22 protein-coding genes are annotated in these 22,289 nt (G+C 72.7%); 11 read left to right on the forward strand and 11 right to left on the reverse strand.

All coding sequences use genetic code 11. The features are described from left to right. Nucleotides 1-238: 238 nt before the first annotated feature. The 3 genes from HF519_RS06860 to HF519_RS31010 all read left to right on the forward strand — a co-directional run bounded on the left by HF519_RS06860 (nt 239) and on the right by HF519_RS31010 (nt 4,981). On the forward strand, nt 239-2,557 hold the full coding sequence (locus HF519_RS06860) for a transglycosylase domain-containing protein (protein ID WP_169411247.1): 2,319 nt from the start codon (nt 239-241) through the stop codon (nt 2,555-2,557). A gap of 95 nt (nt 2,558-2,652) precedes the next feature. Beyond that, nucleotides 2,653-4,110, forward strand: coding sequence for a glycosyltransferase family 87 protein (locus HF519_RS06865; protein ID WP_312859943.1), 1,458 nt, complete (start codon nt 2,653-2,655; stop codon nt 4,108-4,110). A 250-nt stretch (nt 4,111-4,360) separates the two neighbouring features. Continuing rightward, on the forward strand, nt 4,361-4,981 hold the full coding sequence (locus HF519_RS31010) for an NUDIX hydrolase (RefSeq protein WP_312859944.1): 621 nt from the start codon (nt 4,361-4,363) through the stop codon (nt 4,979-4,981). 54 nt (nt 4,982-5,035) lie between these two features. Here HF519_RS31010 and HF519_RS06875 read toward each other — a convergent pair whose 3' ends face one another. Further along, entirely contained in the window at nt 5,036-6,442 is a 1,407-nt protein-coding gene (locus tag HF519_RS06875; protein WP_438826382.1) for a glycosyltransferase family 87 protein, read from the reverse strand. A gap of 147 nt (nt 6,443-6,589) precedes the next feature. Further along, a complete protein-coding gene (locus HF519_RS06880) occupies nt 6,590-7,360 on the reverse strand; it encodes a deoxyribonuclease IV (RefSeq protein WP_169411253.1) in 771 nt (256 codons plus the stop codon). A gap of 224 nt (nt 7,361-7,584) precedes the next feature. Here HF519_RS06880 and rpsF point away from each other — a divergent pair, with 224 nt between their 5' ends. From rpsF to dnaB, 5 genes are all read left to right on the forward strand, one after another. Further along, complete coding sequence (rpsF, locus tag HF519_RS06885; RefSeq protein ID WP_169411347.1) at nt 7,585-7,899, forward strand: 30S ribosomal protein S6; 315 nt, start codon at nt 7,585-7,587, stop codon at nt 7,897-7,899. 10 nt (nt 7,900-7,909) lie between these two features. Beyond that, nucleotides 7,910-8,404 carry a single-stranded DNA-binding protein gene (locus HF519_RS06890; RefSeq protein WP_169411255.1) on the forward strand — a complete coding sequence of 165 codons (495 nt, stop codon included), beginning with the start codon at nt 7,910-7,912 and terminating at the stop codon, nt 8,402-8,404. A 72-nt stretch (nt 8,405-8,476) separates the two neighbouring features. Continuing rightward, nucleotides 8,477-8,713, forward strand: a complete 237-nt coding sequence (gene rpsR / locus HF519_RS06895; RefSeq protein WP_013678623.1) for a 30S ribosomal protein S18 — start codon at nt 8,477-8,479, stop codon at nt 8,711-8,713. A 9-nt stretch (nt 8,714-8,722) separates the two neighbouring features. Continuing rightward, nucleotides 8,723-9,172 carry a 50S ribosomal protein L9 gene (rplI, locus tag HF519_RS06900; RefSeq protein WP_169411257.1) on the forward strand — a complete coding sequence of 150 codons (450 nt, stop codon included), beginning with the start codon at nt 8,723-8,725 and terminating at the stop codon, nt 9,170-9,172. A 565-nt stretch (nt 9,173-9,737) separates the two neighbouring features. Next, complete coding sequence (dnaB, locus tag HF519_RS06905; protein WP_169411349.1) at nt 9,738-11,138, forward strand: replicative DNA helicase; 1,401 nt, start codon at nt 9,738-9,740, stop codon at nt 11,136-11,138. A 228-nt stretch (nt 11,139-11,366) separates the two neighbouring features. Here dnaB and HF519_RS06910 read toward each other — a convergent pair whose 3' ends face one another. From HF519_RS06910 to HF519_RS06930, 5 genes are all read right to left on the reverse strand, one after another. Next, on the reverse strand, nt 11,367-11,597 hold the full coding sequence (locus HF519_RS06910) for a hypothetical protein (protein ID WP_169411259.1): 231 nt from the start codon (nt 11,595-11,597) through the stop codon (nt 11,367-11,369). A gap of 216 nt (nt 11,598-11,813) precedes the next feature. Then, on the reverse strand, nt 11,814-12,116 hold the full coding sequence (locus tag HF519_RS06915; RefSeq protein WP_169411261.1) for a DUF3040 domain-containing protein: 303 nt from the start codon (nt 12,114-12,116) through the stop codon (nt 11,814-11,816). A 143-nt stretch (nt 12,117-12,259) separates the two neighbouring features. Next, a complete protein-coding gene (gene pcaD, locus HF519_RS06920) occupies nt 12,260-13,039 on the reverse strand; it encodes a 3-oxoadipate enol-lactonase (RefSeq protein WP_169411263.1) in 780 nt (259 codons plus the stop codon). After that, a complete protein-coding gene (locus HF519_RS06925) occupies nt 13,036-13,854 on the reverse strand; it encodes a CoA-transferase subunit beta (RefSeq protein WP_169411351.1) in 819 nt (272 codons plus the stop codon). The genes pcaD and HF519_RS06925 overlap by 4 nt, the downstream gene beginning before the upstream one ends. A gap of 20 nt (nt 13,855-13,874) precedes the next feature. Beyond that, nucleotides 13,875-14,681, reverse strand: a complete 807-nt coding sequence (locus HF519_RS06930; protein WP_169411265.1) for a CoA transferase subunit A — start codon at nt 14,679-14,681, stop codon at nt 13,875-13,877. A gap of 232 nt (nt 14,682-14,913) precedes the next feature. On the opposite strand from HF519_RS06930, the gene HF519_RS06935 reads away from it, so the two are divergent. Beyond that, nucleotides 14,914-15,783 (forward strand): aldo/keto reductase, encoded by an 870-nt coding sequence (locus tag HF519_RS06935; protein ID WP_169411267.1) that lies wholly within the window; start codon nt 14,914-14,916, stop codon nt 15,781-15,783. Between the two features lie 46 nt (nt 15,784-15,829). On the opposite strand, the gene HF519_RS06940 is transcribed toward HF519_RS06935, so the two are convergent. Beyond that, the gene (locus tag HF519_RS06940; protein WP_169411269.1) at nt 15,830-17,392 is read right to left on the reverse strand and encodes an SDR family oxidoreductase; all 1,563 of its coding nucleotides are present in this window, start codon (nt 17,390-17,392) and stop codon (nt 15,830-15,832) included. A 46-nt stretch (nt 17,393-17,438) separates the two neighbouring features. Then, the gene (locus tag HF519_RS06945) at nt 17,439-18,773 is read right to left on the reverse strand and encodes an AI-2E family transporter (RefSeq protein WP_169411270.1); all 1,335 of its coding nucleotides are present in this window, start codon (nt 18,771-18,773) and stop codon (nt 17,439-17,441) included. A gap of 482 nt (nt 18,774-19,255) precedes the next feature. Between HF519_RS06945 and HF519_RS06950 the strand changes: the two genes are divergently transcribed. Continuing rightward, the gene (locus tag HF519_RS06950) at nt 19,256-19,474 is read left to right on the forward strand and encodes a hypothetical protein (RefSeq protein ID WP_169411272.1); all 219 of its coding nucleotides are present in this window, start codon (nt 19,256-19,258) and stop codon (nt 19,472-19,474) included. Nucleotides 19,475-19,601: 127 nt separating this feature from the next. On the opposite strand, the gene HF519_RS06955 is transcribed toward HF519_RS06950, so the two are convergent. After that, a complete protein-coding gene (locus HF519_RS06955; protein WP_169411274.1) occupies nt 19,602-20,540 on the reverse strand; it encodes a hypothetical protein in 939 nt (312 codons plus the stop codon). Then, the gene (locus HF519_RS06960) at nt 20,537-20,839 is read right to left on the reverse strand and encodes a type VII secretion target (RefSeq protein WP_169411276.1); all 303 of its coding nucleotides are present in this window, start codon (nt 20,837-20,839) and stop codon (nt 20,537-20,539) included. Before HF519_RS06960 ends, HF519_RS06955 begins: the two co-directional genes overlap by 4 nt. A gap of 130 nt (nt 20,840-20,969) precedes the next feature. Here HF519_RS06960 and HF519_RS06965 point away from each other — a divergent pair, with 130 nt between their 5' ends. Beyond that, a complete protein-coding gene (locus HF519_RS06965; protein ID WP_169411278.1) occupies nt 20,970-22,214 on the forward strand; it encodes a D-arabinono-1,4-lactone oxidase in 1,245 nt (414 codons plus the stop codon). Nucleotides 22,215-22,289: the final 75 nt, after the last annotated feature.

Consider the following 22,289-nt stretch of genomic DNA (forward strand, 5'->3'; position numbering starts at 1 on the left):
CCCGGGCCCACCGGCCCCGGGTGGACGGCCACCGGTCCCGCCGGGGGGAGCAGGGCCCCGGCCGCCCGCCGGTGGCCCGCCGCGCCCGTCCGGGCCGGGTGGTCCCGCACCGCGTCCCGGGATGCCGCCGGGCCCCCCGCCGCCACCCCCTGGCCGCGCCGGCCCGCAACGCTTCCGGCCGAACGGCCCGGCCACCGGACCGCAGGGCGGACCGGGTGGGGCGCCGAACCCCGCTGACATGGGGCTGCTCACCCACGACGAGACGGGCGCCCAATCGGTCGCCCGGGCCGGCGGCCTCGCCGTCGCCGAGCGCTCCGACGGAAACCGGTCGCAGTCCGGTCCAGGCGGGCCGTCGGGCGAGCCGGGCGAGGGACGGAAGATCATGTGGCGACGCATCCGGCGGGCGTTGTACGTCCTGGCCGGACTCATGGTCGTCGGCCCGCTGCTGGCGTTCGTGATCGGCTGGATGATCTTTCCGGTGCCGTCGGCGGACGACACCGCGGTCACCCAGGTGGCGAACTTCACCTACGCCGACGGCAGCCCGCTCGCCACCGTGCGCCCGGACAACATCAACCGCACCAAGGTGACCCTCGACCAGGTCCCGCCGGACGTGCGGGAGGCGGTGCTCTCCGCTGAGGACCGCAGCTTCTTCTCCAACCCGGGCTTCGACATCACCGGTATCGGCCGTGCCGTGTGGAGCCAGCTGACCGGCGGCATCGGTGGCGGGTCGACGATCACCCAGCAGTACGTGAAGGTCACCACCGGCCAGGACCAGTTCTCGCTGTGGCGCAAGTACAAGGAGCTCGTCCTCGCGGTCAAGGTCTCCAAGCAGCAGAGCAAGGAACAGATCCTCGAGAACTACCTCAATGTGATCTACCTCGGGCGCGGGGCCTACGGCATGCAGGCGGCGAGCCAGGCCTACTTCGGTAAGGACGTCCAGCAGCTGGGCGCCTCCGAGGGGGCCATGCTCGCCGGCCTCATCCAGTCACCCTCGCGCTGGGACCCCGCGAAGAACCCGGACAAGTCGCTGGAGCGCTGGAACTTCGTGCTCGACGGCATGGTCGCGCAGGGCTGGCTGCCCGCTGCCGAGCGGGCCGGGTTGAGGTTCCCGCAGTGGATCCCGCCGGCCCCGGCGAGCGGTGGCATCCCCGGGGACAGCCGTGGGCACATCTACAACCAGGTGCGTGCGGAGCTCGAGGAACGCGGGATCACCGAGCAGGAGATCAACACCGAGGGTCTGACGATCACCACGACGATCGACCCGGCCAAGCAGGAGGACGCGGTCGCCGCGGTCGAGAAGGTCATGAAGGGCCAGCCGGACAACCTGCGATCGGCGCTGGTCTCCGTCGACCCGAAGACCGGGGCGATCCTCGCCTACTACGGCGGTGACAACGGCGTCGGCCTGGACTACGCCCAGGTGCTCAAGCAGCCGGGTTCGTCGTTCAAGCCGTTCGTACTGGCCGCGGCGCTGCAGAGCTCCCGGCCGATCGGCCTCGGGACGCTCTACGACGGCTCCTCGCCGCAGACGCTGGCCGGGACCGTGGTGAACAACTCCGAGGGCTTCAACTGCGGGCAGTGCTCGGTGAAGACCGCGATGACACAGTCCATCAACACGATCTTCTACCGGATGGCGCTGGACGTCGGGCCGGCCAAGGTCGCCGAGGCCGCGCACAAGGCCGGTATCCCGGAGGACCTGCTGCCCGGACCGACCGGCGGCATCTCGCTGGGCGACAAGGAGGTGCACCCGGTCGACATGGCGTCGGCGTTCGCCACCTTCGCCGCCGACGGCGTCCGTCGCGAGCCGTACCTGGTCTCGCGGGTGGAGGCATCCGACGGCCGCGTGCTCTACGACCGCGGCACCACCTCGGGCCAGCAGGTCTTCTCGCAGCAGATCGCCCGCAACGTCACCGAGTCCATGACGGACGTGGCGACGTCGTCGCGGATCGGGTTGTCCGACGGCCGGCCCGTGGCCTCCAAGACGGGCACCGTGCAGCACCCGACGATCCAGGGCCAGAACAAGGACGCCTGGACGGTGGGCTACACGCCGTCGGTCTCGACCGCGGTGTGGGTCGGAACCGACGACAACTCGCCGATCAAGAACGCCGGTGGACGCCCGGTCTTCGGCCGGATGCTGCCCGGGTCGATCTGGCAGGCCTACATGAACACGGCGCTGAGCGGGACGCCGCGGGAGCAGTTCTCCCGGTTCGTCCCGCTCGGCGCGCCGCCGGTCTCGGAGAACTCCGGTGGCTCGTCGGAGCGCACCCGCTCGGGAGACTCCTCGGACGGCTCGCGCTCGCCGCGCTCCCGGGACTCCGATTCGGCGGACTCGACCCGCGACAGCGATTCCGAGGACTCGCCTCGCCCCGGCCGCTCCGGCGAATCGGACGGCAGGGGCGGCTCGGACGGCAGGGGTGGGTCGGACGGCAGGGGTGGCTCGGGCGGCTCGGAGGACCCGGGCGACTCGTCGTTCGGCCCCGACGACCAGTTCGACTTCCAACCCGACAACCGGGACGCACCGGCCTCGTTCCGGGAGCCTGCGACGGCGGCACCCGGGTGATCGGGCGCGGCCCCGGGACCGGGGCGACCCGGGTCCGGACAGGCCGCGTCGTCCCGTCGTGGAGCGAGCCGCTCGCGATCGCGGCGAGCCGGCTCGTGGGTGGGCCACTCGGACGGCACGCGCTGGTCGGGCGCAGCCGGTTCTGGACACCGCTGCGCGTGGTGCTGCTGCTCGCCGTCGCGGTGCTGGCGCTGAGCTGGCTGGGCAAGGCACCGTGCCTGCAGCAGTACGCGGGCGAGGACGGCACGCCCGCCCTGGACTGGCGCAACAACCGCCAGTACGTCGCGATGTGCTACTCGGACACGGTCCCGCTCTACGGGATCGAACGGCTCGACGTCGGCGCGCTGCCCTACCGCGACCCCTGGGTGGAGGAGCCCGGGACGCCGTCGGAACGGACCCGGTACATGGAGTACCCGGTGCTCACCGGGTTCTTCCAGTGGACGAACGCCCGGCTCGCCGACGGCTGGTTGTGGCTGGCCGAGCGGTTGCCGCTGCCGTCGGCGCTGCCCGTGGTCGTCTACTTCGACATCTCGGCCACCTGGCTCGCGCTCGCCTGGCTGGCCGCGGTGTGGGCGGTCTGCCGGCTGCGGCCGTCCCGGCCCTGGGATGCCGCGCTGGTGGCCCTGTCCCCGCTCGCGCTGGTCCACGTGTTCACCAACTTCGACGCGCTCGCCGTGGCCGCCGCGGCCGCCGGGCTGCTCGCGCTGGCCCGGCGCCGGCCGGTGCTGGCCGGGTTGCTGATCGGTATCGGCGGGGCGGCGAAGTTCTTCCCGATGCTGTTGCTGCTGCCGATCCTGCTCGTCGGGTGGCGGCGCCGGGACGTCGGCACGGCCCTCCGGACGATCGTCACGGCGGTGGCCGCCTGGGGGGCGGTCAACGCCCCGGTCGCGCTGGCCTACACCCCCGGGTGGTGGGAGTTCTTCCGGCTCAACCAGACCCGGCCGGCCGACCCGGACTCGCTCTACTTCGTGCTCAGCCACTTCACCGGGTGGCCCGGCTTCGACGGGGTGCTGCAGCCCGACCAGCCACCCGCGGTGCTCAACGCGGTGAGCCTCGCCCTGTTCGTGCTGTGCTGTGCGGGGATCACGGTTCTCGCCCTGCGCGCACCACGGCCGCCCCGGCTCGCGTCGCTGGGGTTCCTGGTCGTTGCGGCGTTCCTTCTGGTGAACAAGGTGTGGAGCCCGCAGTACTCGCTGTGGCTCGTACCCCTGGCGGTGCTGGCGCTGCCCCACTGGCGGCTGCTGTTCGCCTGGATGGCGATCGACGCGCTCGTCTGGGTGCCGCGGATGTACTACTACCTGACCCCGGAGAACAAGGGCCTGCCCCCGGACTACTTCCTCGGCACGGTGCTGCTGCGCGACGCCGTCGTCGTGCTGCTGTGCGTGCTCGTCGTCCGGACCGTGCTCCGCCCGTCGACCGATCCGCTGCGCATGTTCGACAGGGACGATCCCGACTGGCCCGCGCGCCCGGGGCGTCCCCGGCTCCCGGTCATCGCTGCCGGCGGCGCACGGGTTTCGGTGCCGACCACGTCGCATCCACCGCGCACACCTTGACGTCCACCCGGCCCAGCGGCAGCGCATGGTCGCGCATCCGGCCCTCGGTGAGGTCGGTGCTCACCCCGGAGGCCTTCTTCGGCCAGGTCACCCACACCGCCCCCGGACTTCTCGCCGACACCGGGCCTGCGCGGCAACGGGGAGCCGGAACAGCCCGGTGAGGTGTGCATCACAGCGGCACAGCGTAGGCCGGGGGCGCACGGTCCGGCAGAGTCGAGCGGCGGGCCCGGTGCGAGTGGAGGACGTCGGCGTGGCAGACCTGAGAGAGTCCGTGGCCGATGCCCTGGGCGCCTTCGACCGGCGGCCGGTCGACCGGCCGGAGCTGAAGGTGGCCGCGGTCGCGATCACCTTGGTCACCACGGGGACCGACGACGCCGACCTCGCGGACGGCCTGGCTTTCCTGCTCACCCGCCGGGCCACGACGCTGCGCAAGCACGCCGGCCAGTGGGCGCTGCCCGGCGGCCGGCTCGACCCCGGGGAGACCGCGGCACAGGCCGCGCGCCGGGAACTGGCCGAGGAACTCGGGCTCGAGCTGGGTGCGGACGCGGTGCTCGGGCTGCTCGACGACTACCCGACCCGTTCCGGCTACGTCATCACCCCGGTCGTGCTGTGGGCCGGGCCGGTCGGCGAACTGGCGCCGAACCCCGACGAGGTCGGGGAGGTGTACCGGATCCCGCTCCGCCAGATCGACGTCGAACCGCGCTTCCTGACGATCCCGGAGTCCGACGCCCCGGTGATCCAGGTGCCGCTGTTCGACCGGTTCGTCCACGCGCCGACCGGTGCGGTGCTCTACCAGTTCCGCGAGGTCGTGGTGCAGGGCCGCCCGACCCGGGTGGCACACCTGGAACAGCCGGTCTTCGCCTGGCGTTGAACGCCCGCCCCGTCCGGATGCGTCGTGGTCCCTCGACGCGGTCCGGCGGCTCGGTCAGGTGGCCGAGGGCTCCGGGTCCCGGTCTCCTGGGAGCACCGGGGCCGCCCGCAGGAACAGCACGAACAGCACCGCGAGCAGCGCGGCACGCCCCCATACACCGAGCGCGACGGCCTGCGCCGAGAACCCGCTGAAGATGTCGAACTGAACCCCGGACTTGATCGCGTAGAACCAGCGGAAGATGCCGATCCCCATCGCGAGATCGGCCAGCAGGTAGGCGGTCACGACGCTCCACGGCACCTGCAGCAGCACGAAGTACGGCACCAGCCAGAGCGTGTACTGCGGGGAGTGCACCTTGTGCAGCAGCAGGAAGCCGCACAGCATCGCGGCGCTGACCCCGATCCACGGGTAGACGCCCTCGCGGCGCCAGCGCCGCCACCCGACGGCTGCGGCCACGGCGAACGACAGCAGCACCAGCGCCGGGGACAACCAGTCGACCGTGTTCTGGAAGGCCGCGTTGCCGGGATCGGACGCGGGCCGGAAACCCCAGAACCAGATCGAGTTCGTGGTGATGTCGACCTTGCGCAGCTGCTGGAACGTGAACGACGCCCGCCAGCCCTCGTAGCCGGCGATCGCGAACGGCAGGTTGACCAGCACCACCGTCAGCGCAGCGGCAACCGGCACCCGCAGCGCGCCACGCCAGTCGAGACCGGCCCCGTGCAGCCCGTCGGCCCGCCCACCCCGGGTCAGCACGTACAGCGCGAGGGGCAGCACGAACGCGCCCGGGTAGAGCTTGAACGCGAACCCGAGGCCGAGCAGGACGGCCGCGACGGTGGCCCGCTGCGGTAGCGGCCGGGTGGTGCGCCGGCCGTGGACCGCGAACACCGCGCCCACCGCGCACGCCACCACCGGCAGGTCCCAGTTGTGGAACGCGTAGAGCACCAGCGGCGGGCCCAGCGCCCACAGCAGCGCCCGCCACCGGGCCAACCGGCCCAGCAACCATCCGGTGAGTAGCCCGAACGGGGCCATCAGCAGCGCCGACCCGAGCAGGAACCCGCCGTCGGTGCTCGCGAAGAGCGCCCCACCCCAGATCAGCAGCCCGGTGAGCACCGGGTACTCCACGGTGCCGCCCACGAGCTTGCCCTCGGGGGTGATCGAGCCGTCGACGTAGGGGAACACGTGCCGGTCGACGTCGCGGCCCAGCCAGAGGTGCTGGATGTCGGAGTAGCAGACGTCGCGGTCGATCCGGACGTCGTAGTCGGGGATGGAGCGGCCGGCGCCGTCGAACCCCGGGCCGACGCAGCGGGCCTTGTGGGCGAGTCCGAGCGCCAGCGCGACGCCGGTGAGCAGCACGAGGACGGCGAGCACGAGCGCCCCGGGCGAGTGTCCGCCCCACGGCCGGCCGGCGGCCGACGGCCGCACCCGGGCGAGCCGCCGGGCCGGACCGACGACCGTCCCGGTCACATAGCCTCCGTGCCGTCGCCCGCCGGGTGCGGGACCGCCGGTGGTGTGTGCGACGGCGGCCTCGCCGGCCCGGTCACGGTCCCCCGCCGAGGCTCGTCGGCGCCGCGCCCGGCCGTGCTGCGCTCCATCGTGACCTCGCAGGCTCGGTCACGACCCCAGCCGCTCGCGCAGGAACGCGATGTCCGCGGCCTGGCCCTCGGCCGGGGTCTCCACGACCACCGGCGCTCCGGCGGCGGCGCACACCGCGGTGAGCAGGTCCGGGGAGATGGTGCCGGCGCCGATGTTGGCGTGCCGGTCGCGGGCGGAGCCGAACTCGTCGCGCGAGTCGTTGAGGTGCACCAGGTCGATCCGGCCGGTGATGGCCTTGGCCCGGTCGACGACGTCGACGAGGTCCTCGCCCGCGGCGAACGCGTGGCAGGTGTCGAGGCAGAAGCCGACGCCGAACTCGCCGACGGCGTCCCACAGCCGGGCCAGCGCGTCGAACCTGCGTGCCATCGCGTTGTCCCCGCCCGCGGTGTTCTCGATGAACACCGGGACCGCGAAGCCGCCTTCCTCGACCTGGCGGGAGATGAACTTGCGCCAGTTCGCGAAGCCCTCCGCCGGGTCCTCGCCCTTGGTCACGTGGCCGCCGTGCACCACCAGGCCGATCGCCCCGACCTCGGCGGCGGCCGTGGCGTGCTGCACCACGAGTTTGCGGGACGGGATGCGGATGCGGTTGTTCAACGACGCCAGGTTGACCACGTACGGGGCGTGCACCACCACGGTGACATCGCCGTCGCGCAGCTGCTCGGCCTGCGGATGGGTGGGCGGCTTCTTCCACCCCTGCGGGTCGGACAGGAAGAACTGGACGATCTCGGCCCCCCGCTCGGCGGCAGCGCCGGCCGGATCGTCGTCCCGGACGTGGGCCCCGATGAGCATGTTCCAGAGACTAGTGTTCGGTCCCGACGCCCCCGCCGCCGGACTCGCGGCGCATCCGCCCTGGTAACCTCGACCAGTCGCCCTGACCGCCGTCCTACCTGGGACGGCGTCCGACGAACCGCTCCGGGGGTACCCGGCGGTCCGATTCTGTCGGGGCACGGTGAGAACCTCCTGTCGCGGATGCCCCGCGGCCGTTCTGAGTCCATAGGAGGTGAGTGGTTCTCATGCGTCACTACGAGATCATGGTGATTCTCGACCCGAGCCTGGACGAGCGCACTGTGACGCCGTCCCTGGAGACCTTCCTCAACGTCATCCGTGGCGATGGTGGGTCCGTCGAGAAGGTCGAGGTCTGGGGCAAGCGCCGGCTCGCCTACGAGATCGCCAAGAACCCCGAGGGCATCTACGCCGTCCTCGAGGTCACGGCCGAGCCGGCCACCGTCGCCGAGCTCGACCGTCAGCTGGGTCTGAACGAGTCGGTCCTGCGGACCAAGGTGCTGCGTCGCGAGCGGCGGCGTTCGCCGGCTCCCGCCAGCGCCTGAGGAGGCCGTCATGGCTGGCGAGACTGTCATCACCGTGGTCGGCAACCTCACCGCCGACCCGGAGCTGCGGTTCACCCCCTCCGGCGCCGCGGTCGCGAACTTCACCGTTGCGTCCACCCCGCGCACCTTCGACCGCCAGTCCGGCGAGTGGAAGGACGGCGAGGCGCTGTTCATGCGCTGCAACATCTGGCGCCAGGCCGCGGAGAACGTGGCCGAGACGCTCACCCGCGGCATGCGGGTGATGGTCACCGGTCGGCTCAAGCAGCGGTCCTTCGAGACCCGTGAGGGCGAGAAGCGCACCGTCGTGGAGCTGGAGGTCGACGAGGTCGGCCCGTCGCTGAAGTACGCCACGGCCAAGGTGAACAAGGTCAGTCGTGGCGGCGGCAGCGGAGGCTTCGGCGGTGGTGCCTCCGCCGCCGGCGGCGGAGGCGGTTACGACGACCCGTGGGGGTCCGCGCCGCCCACCGGTAGCGCCCCGGCCGCCGACGACGAGCCGCCGTTCTAGAGCACGACCCAGACAGACCACTCTCCCGCCCGGTGACGGGCGGACACCGAGCACAACCAGGAGTAAGCCCTCATGGCCAAGCCCGTCCTGCGCAAGCCGAAGAAGAAGGTGTGCGCGTTCTGCAAGGACAAGGCTCAGGAGATCGACTACAAGGACACCGGCCTGCTCCGGAAGTTCATCTCCGACCGCGGCAAGATCCGGGCCCGCCGGGTGACCGGTAACTGCCGTCAGCACCAGCGGGACGTCGCCGTCGCGGTCAAGAACTCCCGCGAGGTCGCCCTGCTGCCCTACACCTCGACCGCTCGCTAAGGAGGAGACGTGAAGCTGATCCTCACCGCCGATGTGCCCAACCTGGGCGCGCCCGGCGACATCGTCGAGGTCAAGGACGGCTACGGCCGCAACTACCTGCTGCCCCGCCAGCTGGCCATCCCGGCCACCCGCGGTGCCGAGAAGCAGGTCGCGGCCATCAAGCGCGCCCAGAAGGCCCGCCAGATCCGCGACCTCGGGCACGCCCGCGAGGTGGCCGGCCAGCTCGGGAACCTGTCGGTCACGGTCAAGGCCAAGGCCGCCGGCGACTCGGGCCGGCTGTTCGGCTCGGTCACCGCGGCTGACGTCGTCGACGCGGTGCGCGCCGCCGGCGGCCCGCCGATCGACCGTCGCGCCGTCGAGGTGCCCGGCCAGATCAAGACCGTCGGCAACCACGCGGTGACCATCCGGCTGCACCCCGAGGTCACCACGGAGCTGGGCGTCGAGGTCGTCGCGAGCTGACCGGTTCGGACCACGCGTCAGAGTGGTCCGTCTGATTACACACCGTCACAGGGGCGGGACGCGGGCTTTCGGGTCCGGTCCCGCCCTTGCGTCGTTCCGAGTCGATCTCACCCCCTGCCGCACGAAGCGACCGTTCACCGTTCGAGGTCGCCCGTGCGGGGGTGTGTATGGTGACGCCGGCATCGCTCAGTGACATCCTGACCGCGCCGGGTGGCCCTGCGCGACACGCCGAAGACAGGGGTGTCGCACGACACGCCAGACAAAGTTGTCCACAACCGTGGATAGCCCTCTGAGCTGGGAAAACGACTTTCTGCTCGAGGTTGTCCCCATGCAATCCACAGCGGGGTCCCGACGCCGTCCTGGGAACGGCTGATTTCGTCCCCAGGCCGTCCCCAGGTCTGTGCACACCGGCTTTTGATCCTCGGCGACCGCAGGCCTAGCCTCGCCGTGCCGGAGCACGTGTGTTCGCTCCGCCGCGCCGACCGTTCACCGAGCAGCGACCGGGTGACCATCGCGCGGATCGAACTTTTGTTCGATACTATGCCGAGTGGGGGTGACGCTGCGTATGGCGGTGACGGACGATCGGCCGGCCGGGCGTCCGCGTCCGGTGCGGGCGGACGACGCAGCCGAGGCGCCGTCCCCGTTCGACCGGCAGCCGCCGCAGGACCTGACCGCGGAGCAGTCGGTGCTGGGCGGGATGCTGCTCAGCAAGGACGCGATCGCCGATGTCGTCGAGGTGCTGCGCCCGGACGATTTCTACCGGCCGGCGCATCAGACGGTCTACGACTGCATCCTGGATCTCTACGGGCGCGGCGAGCCGGCCGACGCGGTGACCGTGTCGGCGGAGTTGCAGCGCCGCGGGGAGCTGATCCGGCTCGGCGGCGCCCCGTACCTGCACACGCTGATCGCGACGGTGCCGACCGCGGCGAACGCGGCGTACTACGCGGAGATCGTGGCGGAGAAGGCGATCCTGCGCCGGTTGGTGGAAGCCGGGACCCGGATCGTGCAGCTGGGCTACCACGGGGCCGAGGGCGCCGAGGTCAACGACGTGGTGGACCGGGCCCAGGCGGCGATCTACGAGGTCACCGAGCGGTCCACGAGCGAGGACTACGTCGCGCTCGAAGAGCTGCTGCAGCCGACGATGGACGAGATCGACGCGATCGCCTCCCGGGGCGGCGTCGCGTTGGGGGTGCCGACCGGGTTCGCCGATCTGGATGCGGCGACCAATGGGCTGCATCCGGGACAGATGATCGTGGTGGCGGCGCGGCCGGGGCTCGGGAAGAGCACCCTGGGGCTGGACTTCGCGCGGTCCTGCTCGGTCAAGCACGGGCTGACCAGCGCGGTGTTCTCCCTGGAGATGAGCAAGTCCGAGATCGTGATGCGGTTGCTGTCGGCGGAGGCGCGGATCCGGCTGGCCGACATGCGGGCGGGCCGGATGAGCGATGACGACTGGACCCGGATGGCGCGGCGGATGAGTGAGATCAGCGAGGCGCCGTTGTTCATCGACGACTCGCCGAACCTGACGTTGATGGAGATCCGGGCCAAGGCGCGGCGGCTCAAGCAGCGCAACGACCTGAAGCTGATCATCCTGGACTATCTGCAGCTGATGACCTCGGGCCGCAAGGTGGAGTCGCGCCAGCAGGAGGTCAGTGAGTTCTCCCGGCAGATCAAGCTGTTGGCCAAGGAGCTCGAGGTGCCGGTGGTGGCGATCAGCCAGCTCAACCGGGGCCCGGAGCAGCGCACCGACAAGCGGCCGATGCTGTCGGACCTGCGCGAGTCCGGCTCGATCGAGCAGGACGCGGACATGGTGATCCTGCTGCACCGCCCGGACGCGTTCGAGCGGGACGACCCCCGCGCGGGCGAGGCGGACCTGATCCTGGCCAAGCACCGTAACGGGCCCACCAACACCATCACGGTGGCCCACCAGCTGCACTACAGCCGCTTCGCCGACCTCGCCCACGGCTGAGCAGCCCGGACGGGCTGCCGGCTTTCGGCTCCGAGGTCGGATGCCATCGCGCTGTGCCGGGGCACGTCCGCGCACGTCGGTCCGGCCCGCTCCGCCGGTCCAGCCTGCGGTGATCGCCTGTGGCGGACCACGGCGGGGTCGCCGCCACCTGCCGGTGTCGCCCACCGGTTCCGGCCTGCGGTGACCTCCTGTGCGACGTCCTGTGGCGGACCCGCGGCGGGGCCACGGTCACGTGCCGGTGTCGCCCACCGGGTGCGTGTCGCCGTGGGCGGCGGCGGTTCCTGCGCTCAGGACGCGGACGCGGCGGAGTCCCGCAGGGGTGGCGAGGACGATCAGCCGATCCTCGTCGGCGAGGGCCTGGTCGGGTGCGGGCGGCGGGCCGCAGCTCGGGGTCGAGCTCCTGGCCCCGCAGCGCGGTATGGATGCGGTACGGATGTTGCCCACGTCGTCCTGGTCCACCAGCGCGAGAGCCTCCGGCCTCCTCGACGACCCGCACCATGGGTAACCGGCTGATCCTCGGCCCGTGGTTGCGCTCCCCCGAGCGCAGGAGGAGGGTCACGTGGTCCTCGGTCCGGGAGACCAGTTCCTCCGCCGGCCGAAGGGCCAGCGGGTTGTTCCCGCTCACGACGAGGGCCGGAGCGCGACCCGGACTCCCTGCGGGGCGACGGTCAGCGCTCAGGCCGGGCCGGGCCGCGGGGTGCTGGCCTCGGTGTAGGCGAGGGCGAGGGCCAGGAGGGTCAGCACGATGCCGGTTCCCGCGATGGGGATGGCGGCGGTGGCCCCGCCGAACAGCAGCAGGACGAGACCCATGATGAGCAGCACGCGGGGCATCACGCCTGCACCGCTCATGCTGCGGGGGCCGGGCCGGCCCGCGCGCTTCTGACCGAGGGTGCCGAACAGCCGGACGAGGTCGGGATCGCTGACGGTCAGGTCCTGCTCGATGCGGGCGAGCACCCCACGTTCGCGGTCGCTGAGCAAGGACTACCCCCAGAGCTGTCGGCCGGTGCGAAGACAGGGACGAGACCCTGGCTCCACGCTGACCCGGGGCATGACGTCGCCCATCAGGGTAAGTGACCCAATCGTGATCTACCCGGCGGGCCGGCGCCCCCGGCACGGGAGCCTCAGCGCGCGAGGTGCTCGACGATCAGCCGGGATGCGTCGTCGGCGCACTCGATCGTGGCCAGGTGTGCCGCCGGCAGCACCTCGAGCCGGGCTCCGGGGATGCCCTCGGCGATCGTGCGAGCATGCGGCTCGACGGGGGTGGACGGGTCGGCCGCGCCGGCGATCACCAGGGTCGGGGCGGTGATGGACGGCAGCCGGTCACGATGGTCCCACACCTCGATGGCCTGACAGCTGGCCAGGTAACCCGCGTCGGGCGTCTCGGCGACCATCGACGTGGCCTCCTCGACGACCTCGGGGTGCGCGGCCGCCCACTCCGGCGTGAACCAGCGCTCCACCACGGTCGCGGCGATCGGAGCGGTGCCGCCGTCGGCGACGGCGGCGATCCGGTCGGTCCAGGCCGTGCTGTCGGGGAAGTGCGCGGAGGTGCAGCACAGCACGAGCCGGCGCACCCGGTCCGGGTGTTCCGAGGCCAGATGCATCCCGACCATGCCGCCCATGGACAGGCCGCACCAGTCGAACTGCTCGACGCCGAGCGAGTCGAGGGTGGCCAGCACGTCGCCGGCCAGGTCGGGCATCCGGTACGGCCCGTCGGGGACCGGCGAGCCGCCGTGCCCGCGGTGGTCGAGCCGGATCACCCGGAACCGCTCGGCGAGTGCCGGGATGTTGGGCCGCCACATGTCCAGCGTGCTGCCGAGGGATCCCGACAGCACCAGGACCGGCGCCTCGGCGTCGTCCTCCGGCCCGTCGATCACGTGGTTCAGCAGTACGGCGTCGCTCATTCGGTCGCTCCCTCGGTGGTGCGGTCGGGGTTGCGGTCATCGGGGTGGCTGCCGACCGTACGCATACCGCGCAGCGTCTCCAGCTCGCGGGCACTCGGCGCAGCGGTGACCATCAGGTCCGGGGAGACCTCCAGGTCCCAGCCCGTCTCCGCCCGCACCTGCTCGACGGCGATCCCCGGGTGCAGCGCGGTGAGCACCAGCTCGCTGGTCTCCGGGTCGGGCTCCAGCACCCCGAGGTCGGTGATCACCCGGACCGGGCCGGCCCCGCGCAGCCCGAGCATCCGGCGGTCCAGCGGTCCGGTGCCGTACCCGACCGACGTCACGAAGTCGACCTGCTCGACGAACGCCCGCAACCGGTGGCGCATCACGATGGACACCTCGCGGCAGGACGCGGCGATCTCGGGAGCGCCGCCGGACCCCGGGAGCCGCACGTCGGGTTCGGTGTACTCGCCGATGACGGTCGTGTTGATGTTGCCGAAACGGTCGAGCTGGGCGCCGGACAGGAACCCGACGTCGATCCGCCCGGGCTGCAGCCAGTAGTTGAAGACCTCCGGTACCGAGACCACGGTCAGGGCCGAGTCGGTGAGGATGCCGTCACCGATCGACAGCGGCAGCTCGGCCGGTCTGGTGTCCAGCGTGCCCGACTCGTAGACCAGAACCAGGCCGGGGGCGTGCAGCCGGCGGGCGAGGTTCGCGGCGGTGGAGGGCAGGCCGATCCCGACGAAGCAGACCTGGCCGTCACGCAGTGATCGGGCGGCGGCGATGCTCATCATCTCGTCGGCGGTGTAGTCCGGGGACGAGGCGGCCGCCCCCATCGCGGCCTCCGATGCGGTACTCACCTCTGCACCCCCAGCTCCCGCAACCAGCCGGTGAAGGCCTGCCGGTCGCGACTGATCGTGTCCCATGCCCGGTAGGCGGCGTTGTCGCGGTCGTAGTAGCCGTGCGCGTAGGACGGTGCCGCCCCGCCCGGCACCTCGGCCACCGCGGTGACCGCCCACGACGGCAGCACCACGGCACCCGGGACGGGGGTGAGCTCGTCGACGATCTCCTCGACGGTGACCAGCGATCGCTTCGCGGCGAGCACGGCCTCCTTCTGCACCCCGGTGATTCCCCAGAGCTGCACGTTGCCGGCGCGGTCGGCCCGCTGCGCGTGCACGATCGTGACGTCCGGGTTGAGCGCGGCGACGGCGGCCAGCTCCTCCCCCGTGAACGGGCAGGTCACCGTGGAGATCGTCGGCGTGTGCAGGGGCAGGTCGGTGCCGGCGTAACCGCGCAGCACGGCGAACGGCAGCCCCGATGCTCCCGCCACGTACCGGTTGGCCATCCCGGCGTGGCTGTGCTCCTCGATCTCCAAGGGGGCCGGCCAGCCGTTGCCCAACGCGTCGCGCAGCCGGTGCAGGGAGCCGACCCCGGGGTTGCCGCCCCAGGAGAACACCAGCTTCGACGCGCACCCGGCGCCAATCAGCTGGTCGTAGATGAGGTCCGGGGTCATGCGGACCAGGGTGAGCTCCCGCCGTCCCTGCCGGATGATCTCGTGCCCGGCCGCGAACGGGATCAGATGGGTGAAGCCCTCGAGGGCCGCGGTGTCACCGTCGTGCACCAGTTCGGCCACCGCCTCGGACAACGACACGATCTTGGCCACGGCCGAACGCTAGCTGCCCGTCCCGACCCCGGCAATCGATCGGTCCGCTGGCCGGAAGATCGGCCCTTTCGCGCCGGGGCGTGCCGCGCCGGCCCGGCCCCGGTCCAGGCCCGCGTGGTTGCGACGGTTCTGCGCCGTTCGTCCCGATCAACGCCCCTCGTGCGGCGCGGACAACTGCGGCTCCGGTCACGATCGACCATCGGCCCGGGGGTCCCGGTGCCAGGGTGGGCGCATGGTCAGCGCTCATCTCGAGACCCCGGCGGCCGCTGCGGGCCGCTTCCCGCTCGGTGACGGCCCGGGGGTGCACCGCCTCGGCTACGGCACCCTGCAGCTCACCGGACCCGGCGTGTGGGGCCCGCCCGCCGACCCGCCGGCCGCCGTCGCCGTCCTGCGCCGTGCCGCGGATCTCGGCGTGGAACTCTTCGACACGGCCGACGCCTACGGCCCGGAGGTCGCCGAGAACCTCGTCCGCGAGGCCCTGTACCCCTACGACGGCATCACGGTGGCCACCAAGGCCGGGCAGCTGCGCCCGGGGCCGGGCGAGTGGCACCCGTGCGGGCGGCCGGAGTACCTGCGCCAGCAGTGCGAGCTGAGCCTGCGCCGGCTCGGGGTCGAGCGCATCGACCTGTTCCAGCTGCACCGGATCGATCCCACGGTGCCGGCCGCCGAGCAGTTCGGCGTCCTCGCAGCGTTGCAGACGGAGGGCAAGATCGCGGCGGTGGGGCTGTCGGAGGTCTCGGTCGAGCAGATCGAGCAGGCCCGGCAGGTCGTCGACGTGGCCACCGTGCAGAACCGCTACAACCTCGTCGACCGCGCCAGCGACGCCGTCCTGCGTTACTGCACGGAGCAGGGCATCGGTTTCCTGCCGTGGTTCCCGATCGGCTCCGGCGCGCTCGCCGAGCCGGGCGGCGTCGTCGCGGAGATCGCCGGGGCGCGCGGCCTGAGCACGGCGCAGGTCGCGCTGGCCTGGCTCCTGCAGCGCTCGTCGGTCATGCTGCCGATCCCCGGGACCTCGTCGATCTCCCACCTCGAGGACAACTGCCGGGCAGCCGGACTCGAGCTGGACCTGGAGGCCGTCGCCCTGCTCGACGCCGTGGGCTGACCAGGCCGGTCACCGGCGCATTCATACGTACGTCTCAGTCGTACGTCTATGCGCCCTCGGCGCGGTCCCTGTCGTCGCGGCCGGCACGCTCGGCGGTGCGCGTGATGTTGCGGACCATGCCGCCGAAGACGATGCCGTGGAACGGTGCCACCGACCACCAGTACAGGTGCCCGGCCAGGCCGTGCGGGACGAACACGGCCTTCTGCCGGTAGACCGAGCCCGTGGACCCCTCGGGGGCGGACGTCACGGCCATCTCCAGCCAGGCCCGGCCGGGCACCTTCATCTCGGCACGCAGACGCAGCATCCAGCGCGGGACGCCGGGCCGGTGGTCAGCGCCGGCGGAGGCTCGGCCCACGGCGCCGTCGTCGATGTGCTCGACCCGCCACCAGTCCAGTGCCTCGCCGGTGTGCAACTGGTCCGGATCACGCCGGCCGCGTCGTAGCCCGACCCCGCCGGCCATCCGGTCCATCCAGCCGCGGACCGCCCAGGCCAGCGGGAACGAGTACCAGCCCCGCTCGCCGCCGATGCCTTTGATCACCTGCCACAGTTCCTCCGGGCCGGCCGGGCTGGCCTGCTCGCGCTCGTCGAGGTACACCGTGCCGCCGGACCACTGCGGGTCGCTCGGGAGCGGGTCGGACGCGAGGTCCGCGACCGATGCGCCCGACCAGCGCGTCTCCACGTCGCCGTTGCTGATCCGGGCCAGTGCCAGCTCGACGGCGCGGTCGTAGCCGATCCGGCCCTCCGGCGGATCCGGGACGTGGTCGAGGATGTCCTGCTCGCGGCACACCACCTCGTGCACCAGCGACTCGATCAACGGATCGGCGATGCCCTTCGGCACCGGGGTCACCATGTTCACCCAGTGCGCCGACAGGTGCGGGGTGAGCAGCGGGACCGGGACGACGTGCCGTCTCGGCAGCCCGGCCACGGCCGCGTAGCGCTGCATCATGTCCAGATAGGTGAGCACCTCCGGGCCGCCGATGTCGAAGGTCCGGTTGACCTCGGCCGGCAGCCGCGCGGCGCCGATGAGATAGCGCAGGACGTCGCGGACGGCGATCGGCTGGATGCGGTTGCGCACCCAGCGCGGGGTGAGCATCAGCGGCAGGCGCTCGGTGAGATAGCGCAGCATCTCGAAGCTCGCCGACCCCGAACCGAGGATGACCGCGGCCTGCAGCACGGCGGTCGGTACGCCGCTGCGCAGCAGGATCTCCCCGACCTCGGTGCGGCTCGCGAGGTGCGCCGACAGCTCCGCCTCGTCCGGGTGCAGCCCGCCGAGGTAGACGATGCGTCGCACCCCGGCCTCGCGCGCCGCCTGCCCGGCGATCAGGGCGGCCCTGCGGTCCCTGGCGGCGAAGTCGGTGTCCGACAGCGAGTGCACCAGGAAGTACAGGACGTCGACGTCGGCGCAGGCGCGCCGCATGCTGTCGGCGTCGAGCAGGTCGCCCTGCACGACCTCGACCTGCCGCGCCCACGGCACGTCGCGCAGCTTGTCCGGATTGCGGACCAGGCACCGCACGGTGGCGGCCTCGCCGTCGTCCGCGGCCGCCTCGAGGAGACGGGGCGCGAGCCGCCCGCCGATGTAACCGGTGGCGCCCGTGATCAGGTATCGCACCCCGGTATGGTCCCGCGCCGAGCGGCCACCGGCAGCTCGACGACGGTCAGGACGACGGGCCCCGGCGGGCGAAGCGGCGCAGCAACTGCGTCGACCGGGGCGGCCCGACACGGTGAACGACCGCGGGGTCGACCGGATGGGCCTGCCGCGGATTGACGGCGTTCACCGCGGCGGGGTCCTGCTCGGCGGGCGCGGTGAGCGACCGGGCCGCGGCGTTGATGACCGCCAGCAGCGGGACCGCGAGCAGCGCGCCCGGGATGCCGGCGATCACGACCCCGGCGGCCACCGCCAGTACGACGGCCAGCGGGTGCAGCTGCACGGCGCGGCCGAGCAGCAGGGGCTGCAGGACGTGGCCTTCCAGCTGCTGCACGGCGATCACGATCGCGAGGACCACCAGCGCCTGGATCGGGCCGTTGGCCACCAGGGCGATGAGCACCGCGACGGCGCCGGTGACCACCGCACCGACGGTCGGGACGAACGCGCCGAGGAAGACCAGCGCGGCCAGCGGGATCACCAGCGGCACCCCCACGATCCACAAGCCGATGCCGATGCCGAGCGCGTCGACGATGGCGACCAGCACGGTGGCGCGGGTGTAGCCGACGAGGGATGCGAAGGCCCGCCGGCCCGCGACGTCGACGCGCCGCCGGCGGATCCGGGGCGCCCCGCGGAGCAGGAAACGCCAGATCCGGGGCCCGTCATAGAGGAAGAAGATCAGCGCGAACAGCGCCAGCGCGAGCCCGGCGGCGAGTTCGCCCACGGTCGCGGCGGTGCTGAGCGCCCCGGTGGTGAGGGCGTCGCGGTTGTCGCTGATGGCCTGGCCCAGGCGGACGGGCAGGTCCTCCAACTGCGTCGCGGGGATCCTGAGCGGCGGCCCGGCGAGCAGCTGCTGGATGGAGGCGAAGCTGGCGGTCAGCTGGGCCTGCAGGGCCGCGAACCCGCTGATGAAGGTGTTGATGACGAACGAGAGCATGCCGCCGATCAGCGCCAGCCCACCGACCAGGACCAGAGCGGTGGCCGGGCCGCGCGGTACCCGGCGGGCCAGCAGCCACTGCACCATGGGTGCCAGCAGGGCGCTCAGCAGGACAGCGATGGCGACCGGGATGACGACGATCCGCAGCTGGATGATCAGGAAGACGAGCAGGCCGAGGGCAGCCGCGATCACGAGCAACCGGGCACAGACCTCGGAGGTCACACGTAGCGGGGTCGGGATGGGGGACGGCCGGCGGCCGGCGGCGACGCCGTTCGCCTGGGACCCCGGGGCCGGCGTCGCTGAGGGCGGGGCCGGAACCCTCGGTTCGGGCGCGACGGGCGGCGGCGACAGGTACGCCTCGGGCGGTGTCGCGCCGTCGCCGTCCGGCGTGCCGGCCTCGTCGTGGTTCATCTGCGAACGGTAGCCCTTCAGCCGGCGACGCAGGGCTTTTGAGGGCGGCGGACTCAACCTGCGGGCGGCACCGGCACGGAGTGGTAAGACATCGCCCGGCGGTTTCTCGATCATGAACGGACCGTGGTCCGTCTCGCCCGCGTCGGCCTGTGACAGTCGGGTCGAGGCTTCCGAAGGTCGGTGCGGTGATGACTCCGCTGTGCAACCGAGAGGCCGCATGTGGAGTAGTGCGCAAGACAAACGATTACGCAGAGATGAATTACACCCGTGTGATTGACCTCCAAGCGAGGAGATACTGCGCTGAACGGGACGGCGACGACTACGCAGTGAAGTTGCGGGGGTGGACCGGCCGGGGCGGCCGCGCCTGCTCGAGGCCGCCGGAGCCCGCGCCGGGACGCGACCACGGTACGTGCGGCGGGCGCCGGTGCTGCGGATCCAGCGGCGACGACACGCGCTGCACCTCCGTTGATCTGCCTGCCTTCGTGCGCCCGGTCGCACCGGTGGACCCGCTGGCCGCCTTCCGTCGCGACCCGCTGACCGCGCCCATCCCGATCCAGGCGCTGACGACGCCGCCGCCCCGGGAACCGGTGTACCGGTCGCGCCGTGCGACCCCGTCCGAGGGGGCACACGCCATGCCGGAGCGCGCGGGCCGGCACCGCCAGTTCGCCCCGGTCCGCGCGGGAGCCGGACGCGAGTGGTGACCCGCGGCGCTGACGCGCCGCACCAGGCAGCGACCGCTGGGGAGCGGGTCGCAACAGGGCCGGTGCCCTGGGATCCGGACGACCACCCGGCTCCCAGGCTCCGGCCCTTCGTCTGTCCGCCGCCGGATCAGGCCTGGTCGAACATGGTGGCGTCGTGCTGCTTGCCCGTCTCCACCGCGAGTGACCAGGCGAGCGCCGCCGGCGTGGGCGGACCGGACGTGCCCGCCGCGCCGATCCCGACCACCGGATCGGCACCGGATGCGGTGGTCGGCGACCGCGGGGCGGGGGCGGTGCCGGCCGCGCGCAACCCGGCCGGTGCCTGCTCGAGGTGGCGCAGCGCGGGTGCCAGACGCGCCATCAGGTCGCGTAGCGCGTCGAGCGCCTCGGACACCCGTCGCACCCACTCCAGCAGCCGGTTCGCCCAGTGCAGCGCCCGGTGCACGAGCAGCCCGGCGACGGCGAGCAGCCCGACGCCGGTCCCCGCCGCGACGATGTTCCGCAGGAACGTGGTGATCAGGTCGGCAACCGCGCGCGCCAACTCGTCGCGCACCACCGCGCGGACCGCGAGCACCAGGGCCCCGGCCTGCTCCACGATGACAGCAGCCACCCGGGCCGCCGCCGCTGCAACCACTCCGGTCGTCACCAGGCCGTGGGCGACGGGCCGGTAGGCCTCGATCGCCGGTCCGCGCCAGGGTGCGGTGTCGGTGTCGACGACCGTCCGCAGGTCCGCCGCCGCCGCGTCGGCCTCCCGGGCGATCCGTTGCCAGGCCGCGCTCAGCGCCTCGATCGCCGACGGGTCGCCGGCCAGCTGGTCGAACGGCTCCCGCAGGTGCGGGACGTGCTCGATGAGCCAGCCCAGCCCGGCTGCGACGAGTTCGGTGAGCGGGTCCGCCATGAAGGCGGCGACCTCGGTCGCCCCGCTCATCACGTTCAGCAGCCCGCCGGCCCAGTTCCCCTGGACGACCGCGGACTGCAGGTCGGCGATGCTGTCGAGCAGCCGGGCGCCTTCGGTGGGGTCCTCGGTCGCCACCGGTGCGGCGGCCCGGCCGCTCCCGGGCGCGGTCACCGCCCGAACCCGTCGCGGATCCGGCGCTCCACCTCGTCGTAGGCCGCGGCCATGCCGTCGATGCCGCGGGCGGCAAGGTCCACCAGTGCGGCCTGTCCGCCCAGCCCGTCGGCCGCGGCCGCGGCCAGCGCGAGCGCGTCGCCGGCGAGCGCGGTGCCGATCAGACCGAACGCGTCGGACCGCAGGGTGATGGCTGCGGCGGTGTCACCGGCCCGGTCGAACCGTCCGGCCGCCTCCCGCAACCGGCTGGCGTGTGCGCGCATCGCGTCGGTGTGTACCGCGAATCCGTCGTGTCCCATGCCGGTATCCGACGGATGGCCGGGCCGTCCGGTTCCCTCGGGATCGCCGTCGGTGCATGCGTCCCCGTGATGATCAACCGAGACCGCGACGAGACCGGGACGGCCGGGGGGACGGCCTAGGCTCATCTGAATGTGGACCAACTGGTCCGGCGGCCGGGAGTGCCGGCCGCGGGCGACCGATCGACCGCTGGACGAGGCCGGGGTGATGGCGGCCGTCGCCCGCGCCGCCGACCGCGGCCTGCGGATCCGCCCGGTCGGCGCCGGTCATTCGGACAGCCCGCTCGCCGTCACCGACGACGTCCACCTGGACTGCTCGGCGCTGACCGGGATCGTGTCGGTCGGCACCGACCGGGTCCGGATCCGGGCCGGAGCCACCCTGGCCTCGCTGCACACCGCGCTGGCCGAGAAGGACCTCGCCCTCGACGTCGTCCCCGACTCGGACGCGCTCACGATCGCCGGCGCGATCGGCACCGGCACGCACGGCAGCGGCGCCGCGGTGGGATCGCTGTCCGCTCAGGTGACCGGGGTCCGCCTGGTGGACGGGCTGGCGGCCGTGCGCCGGTTCGAGGGGGCGGACCTCGATGCCTTGCGGACCGGGCTCGGCGCGCTCGGCGTGCTCACCGAGGTGGAGTTGCGGGTTGTGCCCGCTGCGCTGCTGCACGTTCACGAAGAGCCCGGGACACCGTCGGAGCTGCTGGAGGACGGCGGTGTCCTCGACCGGCACCGGTGGGCCGAGGTGGAACTGCACGTGCCGAGCGGCGAGGCGATCGCCCGCTGGGGGGACGTGATCGAACCCGGGTCCGAGCCCCCGCCGCCGCGCCGTGATCCGGTGCGGGCCGCGGCCGCGGGCTCCGCGGAGGCGCTGGGCCGGATGGTGTCGTGGCTGGCGCCGGGGGTGTGGCGCTCACCGCGGTGGGGCGGATCGGCGACGGGCCCGGCGCACCGGCTGCTGGTCGATCCTCGCCCGCAGCGGGCCGAGTTCACCGAGTGGGCGCTGCCGCGGGAGGCACTCGACGCCGCCGTCCGCGAGCTCAGCGCGGCCACCGCCGCCCGCGGTCTGGAACTGAAGGCGCCGGTGCTGGTCCGGGTCGGTGCCGCGGAGTCCGGCTGGCTGCATCCGGCGTTCGGCCGGACAACCGGCTGGATCGCGGTGCGCGCCCCCCGCGGCACGGACTCGGGGCCGTTGTTCGATCTGGTCGGCACAGTGCTGACCGCGGCCGGCGGCCGCCCGCACTGGGCCGGGCGCCACGACTGGACGGCGGCCGAGGTCGATCAGGCCTACCCGCGGGCGGCCGAGTTCCGCCGGATGCGCGACCAACTGGACCCGCAGCGCCGGTTCGCCAGCACCCACCTGGACACGGTCCTCGGCCCCTGACCCGCGACTCACCCGCACACATACGCCGACTCGCGGGACGACACCCGCGAGTCGGTGTATTTCGGTGTGCGAGTT

This window comes from Pseudonocardia bannensis (assembly GCF_012911875.1).
GTDB lineage: Bacteria > Actinomycetota > Actinomycetes > Mycobacteriales > Pseudonocardiaceae > Pseudonocardia > Pseudonocardia bannensis.